This is a genomic window from Pseudoalteromonas sp. SWN29, from assembly GCF_015864465.1.
Lineage (GTDB): Bacteria > Pseudomonadota > Gammaproteobacteria > Enterobacterales > Alteromonadaceae > Pseudoalteromonas.
This window is the reverse complement of sequence record NZ_JADYXE010000017.1, coordinates 72,849-80,279: the sequence shown is the minus strand read 5'-3', so window position 1 is coordinate 80,279 and position 7,431 is coordinate 72,849. Positions and strand designations below refer to the sequence as shown.

The 7,431-nt window shown below is 37.5% G+C and carries 9 protein-coding genes; 4 read left to right on the top strand and 5 right to left on the bottom strand.

The annotated features are described in order from the left end of the window. Positions 1-209: 209 nt before the first annotated feature. From rluB to I6F53_RS08610, 4 genes are all read right to left on the bottom strand, one after another. Complete coding sequence (gene rluB / locus I6F53_RS08625; protein ID WP_007582584.1) at positions 210-1,082, bottom strand: 23S rRNA pseudouridine(2605) synthase RluB; 873 nt, start codon at positions 1,080-1,082, stop codon at positions 210-212. Further along, a complete protein-coding gene (scpB, locus tag I6F53_RS08620; protein ID WP_197239172.1) occupies positions 1,079-1,669 on the bottom strand; it encodes an SMC-Scp complex subunit ScpB in 591 nt (196 codons plus the stop codon). The genes rluB and scpB overlap by 4 nt, the downstream gene beginning before the upstream one ends. A 151-nt stretch (positions 1,670-1,820) precedes the next feature. Beyond that, the gene (locus I6F53_RS08615; protein ID WP_197239171.1) at positions 1,821-2,342 is read right to left on the bottom strand and encodes an EF-hand domain-containing protein; all 522 of its coding nucleotides are present in this window, start codon (positions 2,340-2,342) and stop codon (positions 1,821-1,823) included. 226 nt (positions 2,343-2,568) lie between these two features. After that, positions 2,569-3,000, bottom strand: a complete 432-nt coding sequence (locus tag I6F53_RS08610; RefSeq protein WP_197239169.1) for an exonuclease III — start codon at positions 2,998-3,000, stop codon at positions 2,569-2,571. 240 nt (positions 3,001-3,240) lie between these two features. Between I6F53_RS08610 and xthA the strand changes: the two genes are divergently transcribed. The 3 genes from xthA to I6F53_RS08595 are packed head-to-tail and all read left to right on the top strand — an operon-like array spanning position 3,241 to position 5,500. Further along, positions 3,241-4,047, top strand: a complete 807-nt coding sequence (xthA, locus tag I6F53_RS08605) for an exodeoxyribonuclease III (protein WP_166421394.1) — start codon at positions 3,241-3,243, stop codon at positions 4,045-4,047. A gap of 5 nt (positions 4,048-4,052) precedes the next feature. Continuing rightward, positions 4,053-4,700, top strand: a complete 648-nt coding sequence (locus I6F53_RS08600; protein WP_197239168.1) for an energy-coupling factor ABC transporter permease — start codon at positions 4,053-4,055, stop codon at positions 4,698-4,700. Further along, positions 4,697-5,500 carry a putative RNA methyltransferase gene (locus I6F53_RS08595; RefSeq protein WP_197239166.1) on the top strand — a complete coding sequence of 268 codons (804 nt, stop codon included), beginning with the start codon at positions 4,697-4,699 and terminating at the stop codon, positions 5,498-5,500. The genes I6F53_RS08600 and I6F53_RS08595 overlap by 4 nt, the downstream gene beginning before the upstream one ends. Here the strand turns inward: I6F53_RS08595 and yfbV are convergent. Then, the gene (yfbV, locus tag I6F53_RS08590) at positions 5,484-5,930 is read right to left on the bottom strand and encodes a terminus macrodomain insulation protein YfbV (protein ID WP_166421415.1); all 447 of its coding nucleotides are present in this window, start codon (positions 5,928-5,930) and stop codon (positions 5,484-5,486) included. The genes I6F53_RS08595 and yfbV overlap by 17 nt on opposite strands. A 284-nt stretch (positions 5,931-6,214) precedes the next feature. Between yfbV and I6F53_RS08585 the strand changes: the two genes are divergently transcribed. Next, positions 6,215-7,429, top strand: coding sequence for an acetate kinase (locus I6F53_RS08585; RefSeq protein WP_197179496.1), 1,215 nt, complete (start codon positions 6,215-6,217; stop codon positions 7,427-7,429). Positions 7,430-7,431 lie beyond the last annotated feature (2 nt).

Genomic DNA, 7,431 nt, shown 5'->3' with positions numbered 1-7,431 from the left:
GGGCTAGTTATTCCGATTCATCCCATCGACGCCGCTTCGCGTCGATCAATGGGTTTTCTCGGAAAGATTCGATAAATATAAGTAGCAAGTACTATTCATAATAAAAAGCTACCTACGGCCATAAAATAAAAACGCCTGATGAGATACACCAGGCGTTTTATTAAATAACTGCCAATCCTCTAACACTTGAGGTCGGGAGTAGTGATACGTTATTTACGTTTAGTCGGCTTAACACGCTGATTGTGTTTTTTAACCGCTTTACGGATTTGGTTGATTTTAGCGCGCTTATCTTTGCGTTTTTCAGGCATAACAGAAAGCTTAGTTTGTGTTTCGCGGCCTAATTTAACAGTTTTACGTAAGTAGTTTACTGTTTCTAAATCATACTCCATCCAACCACCTTGTGGCACGCGCTTATCAAGCTCTAGCTTACCGTAACGAATACGGATAAGACGAGATACTTCTGCATCTTGAGACTGCCATAAACGACGAACTTCGCGGTTACGTCCTTCATTTAACGTTACGTTAAACCATCGGTTAACGCCTTCGCCACCCATAGGGGTTACAGTCGTGAATTTGGCTGGACCATCTTCAAGCTCAACACCACGTAGTAAGTTTTTAACCGTTTCATTGGTTACTTCACCAAATACACGTGCAGAGTATTCACGCTCTACTTCATAGCTTGGGTGCATTAAGCGGTTTGCCAGTTCACCATCGTTTGTAAAAAGCATTAAACCCGATGTATTAACGTCTAGTCGACCAACCGCAATCCAGCGATCGCCATCAATACGCGGAAGTCGGTCAAATACAGTACGACGCCCTTCTGGATCTTTACGTGTGCTTAACTCACCTTCTGGTTTGTTATACATAATTACACGACAGATTCGGTCTGCTTTTTCTTCAATTTTTACACTGTGGCCGTCAACACGAATCAAATCGGTTTCTTCAACACGGTCACCTAACTTTGCCACTTTACCGTTTACACTAACGCGGTTTGCGTCAATGTATTTTTCCATTTCACGGCGTGAGCCTACGCCTGCACGGGCTAAGACTTTTTGTAACTTTTCACCTTGTATAATACTCATTCGGATGGTTCTCTCACAGAAGGATCGCTCAATAACTGGTTAATTTTACTTTGCTGCTCTATTGGCAAAGCAGGTAAGTTTTCAAGTCCAGTTAACGAAAAATAATCTAAAAATTGCTTAGTAGTTGCATATAAAGCCGGCTTTCCCGGAACCTCTTTATGCCCTACCACTTTAACCCACTCTCTTTCGAGTAAGGTTTTAATAATATTCGAACCCGTAGTAACACCTCTTACTTGCTCAATTTCGCCACGTGTAATGGGCTGCCTATATGCAATAAGTGATAATGTTTCTAGTAAAGCACGCGAGTACTTTGGTGCGCGTTCTTGCCACAAGTTATTTAGCCAAGGGCTTAAACTACTGCATGCCTGAAACCGATATCCACTACCCACTTCAACTAGGCGAATACCACGAGTTTGAAAATGTTCTTGTATTGTATCTATTGCGTCATTTATTCGCGCCATAGAAATAGCTAAATCTATTAATACGATGTCTTTGAGGTGGCGTTTACTAACAGGCTTATCTGCAACAAAAATAGCTGCTTCAATGATCTCAACTAGTTGTTCATCACTAATTCGCCGACCCGCCATACACACTCTTAACAAATAAAAATACACAGCCATCTATTATGACAGAACAACACCAAACTAGGAAAATATATCTATCAAATAACTAAATTTAAAACACAAAAAAGCCAGTGACTAGCACTGGCTTTCAACTTACTTACTAAAATAGTAACTATTAGTTACTTTTAAAAGCTTCTAGTGCGTCATCTTCAGCTACTGCGTTACCGTATTTTTTAATATAACCCATAAACTCGCTTTTACTGATGCGCTTATCTTGGTTTTTATCCATGTAACCAAAATGATTTGAAATGTCATCATCGTTACCTTCAACTACCGAGATATAGCCATTGCTGTCGTTATCTAGACTTGCAAAGCTACTTTCAATTTTATCAAATTTAGCGATTTCAGCTTTAAATGCAGATTCACTTACCTCAGAGTCAGAGGCTACTTTGCCATTATTAAGCTTCATATAAGTGTTAAATTCTTTGCGGCTAATTTCGTTATCCATATTGGTATCAATATTTGAAAAGTGCTGCCAGATATTATCGTCATCTGCTTCAACTTTTGAGATATAGCCATCACTGTCATTATCTAAACTTGCAAAGTCACTTTCTATTTTTTCAAGACCTTGATTAGATGAACAGGCTGCTAGGCTTAACGATGCTAAAATTGTTGCTGCTAATGTTAACTTTTTCATAAGACGTATCCTTCGTAATTAATTAAATGTCACTTTAGTTAATACAATTCGGATGCCAATAATAGTTAAACTATATAAATCAATAAGTTAATAATTAACAGTGCATTTATTAAACACTTTCAATAAGTTAAGCTTGCAAGCTTTGCAAACACCCTTGTAATTTTTGCAAAAAATATCCGGTAAAAACCAGATATCTCAATTTTAGTTATTATAGTTGAGCTAATAATTAGATTGCTGCGTTTTGGTAGCGTTTAACAAACTCAGTAACGTTTTGACCATTACATTTTAATGAGTTTAGGTTACCAATTTTTTGACGAACAGGTTCTAAACCTTGTTTTAAAGCCGTCATACATAATTGAGTTTCTTGTTGAGCGTCTTTAGCAAACACTTCTATTTTTTCAGCAGATGCTGAGCTTAGCGTCGTTTTTTTAGCTATATCGCGAATATCCTCGCCATTACATAAAATGCTTTTAGAAAAACGAGACAAGTAAACACCGTGCTGGGCAGCTTCTTTACGAGCAGCACTAAAGCCTTCATTTGCACTTAGTACACATAACTTAGACTCAATTTTGTTATCTTGACTGAAGTAAGTATTGCTTTGTGCTGACGCGGTTGCAGATACTAATAAGGCAGTAGCTAAAAGTAGTTGTGTTTTCATGAGAGATCCTATTTGAACGAGCTAAACAAGTGAATTTCGCGCATTATATATTCAATAAAACTAAGTTCAATTGAATTTTTTATTTATTTAATAAATTAATGCTGCATTTACAATGTTTAAACTTTAGCCACCAATTGATCAACATTTGTGCAGCTATTATCTCAATTCAGTCATGTTATGTACGCGTATTTACTGATACAATTTGAGCCATTAAATAGAACCAATTTTAAGGTAAATTTTATGAAAGTGATTTCTTTCAATATCAATGGTCTGCGTGCTCGTCTTCATCAATTACAAGCAATTATCGACAAACATCAACCAGACGTTATTGGCTTGCAAGAGATTAAAGTTCATGACGAAGCGTTCCCACTAGAAGATGTACAAAAAATGGGATATCACGTCTACTTTCATGGTCAAAAAGCACATTATGGCGTAGCTATGTTATGCAAAAAGGAGCCTAAATCGGTATTAAAAGGCTTTGCCACCGATACAGATGAATCTCAAAAACGCATGATAAGCGTCACTGTTGAGCAAGATAACGGTCGAGATTTAACAGTAATGAACGGCTATTTTCCACAAGGTGATAATATTAATCACGAAACTAAATTCCCTTATAAACGTCAATTTTACAAAGATTTAATGACCCACCTTGAAACCAACCACACACCCGATCAGGACGTAATAGTTATGGGCGATATAAACATATCACCTACTGATTTAGATATTGGTATTGGCGACGTAAATGCAAAACGTTGGTTAAAAACAGGTAAATGTTCTTTCCAACCGGTAGAGCGTGAATGGCTTGCAACATTACTTAATTGGGGCTTTAAAGACACCTTTAGAGAGCAAAACCCTGAAACAGACGACCAATACTCGTGGTTTGACTACCGCTCAAAAGGGTTTGTAGATAACCGTGGACTTCGTATTGACGTTGTTCTTGCAACTAATGAACTTGCTGCACGCTGTATAGATACTGGTATTGATTATGAACTTCGCGGTATTGAAAAACCGTCAGATCATGCCCCTATATGGTCAACATTTAAGTAATTACGATGCTCAGCATAACAATGCAGGGACTACTTTGGTCCCTTGTAATTATCATTGCTATTTTAAGCTTTGATAAAAAAACATATAAATTGCTTTATAGCACATCAGCTCAACAAACGGGTGTGCTAGCGTGTGCGTTAGTGTTTGCAGTGCTTTGGCGAATAAAGGCAGGCATTTTAACGGGCCTTGATTTACACATACTAGGTGTTACTGCCGCTACATTAATTTTAGGCTGGCGATTAACGATTTTAAGTAGCCTACTTGCCACAGCCCTACTCGCTGTATTTGGCCAAATTGAAGTTGAGCTATTACCTGTTCAACTGCTTATTGGTGCGTTTATTCCTATTTTATTAAGCTACCTTGGCTTTATAATTAGTTACCAATATTTGCCTCGTCATTTTTTTGTTTATATATTTGTTTGCGCGTTTATAACCGCAGGATTTATAGCCTGTATAAAAATAGGCATAGGTGCTTTATTTTATTTGGCTATAGGGCAATATAATTGGCAAGAACTTGCAGATAACTACGTTTACTTAAGTGCTATTATTTTGTTTCCTGAAGCGATGCTCAATGGCATGGCTATAACAATTATGATCATTTATCGCCCTCATTGGGTAAAAACTTTTTACGATAAGGACTACCTAGACTCATGAGTCTTGAATATCAATGCCCGCTGTGTAACCTAGCACTTTTAAAAGCTGATTCAACGCTTCGCTGTGCTAACAACCACAGCTTTGATTTTGCCAAAGAAGGCTACGTTAATTTACTGCCTGTGCAGCAAAAAAACTCAAAACAACCGGGTGACTCGCTTGAAATGGTACAAGCAAGACGCGCATTTTTAGAGCGTGGTTATTATCGTTTTTTACAGCAAAGCCTTAGTGATATAGTGAGTAATATAAGTGCAAACACTGTTATTGACTTAGGATGCGGTGAAGGGTTTTATACCCAAGCAATAGCGAGTAAAACAAACGCTATTGTATACGGTGTTGATATTTCAAAACCTGCAGTTAAGTATGCTGCAAAGCGCTACCCTAATTGCCAATTTAGTGTGGCATCAATCAGCCAAGCGCCCTTTAAAAACCAATTTGCTGATGTACTTGTAAGTGTATTTGCACCTTTGTTTGAAGAAGAACTTGAACGTCTTGCAAATCAAAACGCAACATTAGTTGTTGCAAGCCCTGGCCCTTGTCATTTAAAAGAATTGAAATCGTATATATATTCAGAAGTAAACGAACATACTGAAATTACGACTCCAAATGGATTTCAAAAATCAGAACAGATTCTTCTAACAGAGCAAGTAATGCTTGGCTTTGCTGATATTAAAAACTTAATAATGATGACGCCATTCGCGTGGAAATTTAGACCCGAGCACTGGGCAGCACTCGAAGAAAAAGGTGAGCACACTGTCACCTTATCGTTTTACATAACTCAATTTACTAAAACTGCTCTTTAGTAAACGCCTTATCCATTTTATCAAACATATCTTTAAGTAAATTAGCAAGCTCCATGTAACGGGGCTTGTTTTCACTTAACTGCATCTGATATCCATTAGCTACCATTTTAGTATAAAGCTCGTTATACCATTTGTGCATAGCGGGCTCTAAAGGCGTTTGTGCTCGCTTACCTAACCAAAATAAACCTTGTAACGGCAATGATATAAAAAATAATGCGCTCGCTATGGCTTGTGGTAAAAAATCAGGCCCCAAGTAATTTAGCTGAAAAAACAAAGTAAACATGGCTAAAATTGGCATTACTGTAATAGCCAGATCAGTTGCTCTAATTACTCTAAACTCTAAAAATAAAGGCGCAAGCTCTTTGCGCATTGGCCATTTTTTACCATACAAACGGCCAGTTTGTAGTTGTGACATCACACTTTTTTGCATCATGACTCCTCACAGATACTGCTTTTAAATACAATACAAATACGAGCTATACCTAAAGTGTAACACAAAATGAAGGAGTTACACTGTCTGCGCTAAAGAGCTTAAATTTACTATTAAATAGCATACAGTTCTAACTAAAACCCACTAATTAAGGTAAAGTATTTAACATTACGTTAACTGCTTTGCATTTGATCACTCAATTGTTTTTGCTTTATTTAATACCGTAAGTGTAACTATTACGTATTAATGTTCACTTACTAAATTTGTTTATGGAAATTGAATTTATGCCAACAAGCTCTCCTAAGTCACAACACGTTTTAGTGCTAAATAGCGGCAGCTCTAGCTTAAAGTTTGCCATTATAGATCCAAATAATGGTCACGAGGTTATCTCTGGTTTGGCTGAGCGCTTGGGAAGCGAAGCACCTTCAATAAAATATAAATATAATGGGGCTAAGACCGCTATTAATTTGAAAGCTAACGAAGCTCACGCTGAGGCAATCAATACCCTAGTGGCATTAATTAAATCATATAAATTAGATAAGCATTTGATAGCGGTAGGTCACCGTGTTGTTCACGGTGGTGAACATTTTATACAATCAATACTTATCGACGAAGATGTTATTTCGGGAATTACACAAGCTGCTACACTTGCTCCACTGCACGGGCATGCTAATTTATTAGGTATTTCATCTGCAAAAAAATCGTTTAAAGGATTACCCCAAGTCGCGGTATTTGACACCGCGTTTCATCAAACTATGGATGAAGTCGCTTATCTTTATGCTCTTCCTTATAAGTTATATACCGACTTTGGCGTAAGGCGTTATGGTTTTCATGGTACAAGCCACTGCTATGTTGCAGGTCAAGCCGCTCAGCTATTAAATCAATCCCTTGAAGAAAGTAATTTTATTAGTGCTCATTTAGGTAATGGCTGCTCTGTATGTGCAATAAAAAATGGTAAAAGTGTTGATACAAGTATGGGCTTAACTCCCCTTGCAGGCTTAATTATGGGTATGCGTAGTGGTGATATCGATCCCGGTTTATTTAACTTTTTAACTACACAACTAAACTATAGCGCGCAGCAAATTGACGATTTACTAAATCAAGAAAGCGGTTTACTGGGCATAAGTGGGCTTTCTAACGATTGCCGTACAATTGAAGAGGCTTCGCTTTCTGGGAATCAAAGAGCAACTCTAGCAATCGATATGTTTTGCTACCGGCTTGCCAAACAAATTGCAGCCTACATGGTGCCATTACAGCGCCTAGACGCTGTAATTTTTACTGGCGGTATTGGCGAAAATTCAGATCTTATTCGTAAAAAAGTAATCTCTCAACTTGCCTTTTTAAACATTGATTGCGATGAGGAAGCTAACCTTAAAGCCCGATTTGGACAACAAGGGATTATTAGCACTAAAAAAACAAAAATTAAAGTTATCGTTATACCTACAAACGAAGAGTGGGTAATAGCAAACGATGCCGCAAGTATAGTAAAGGAGCTTTAATT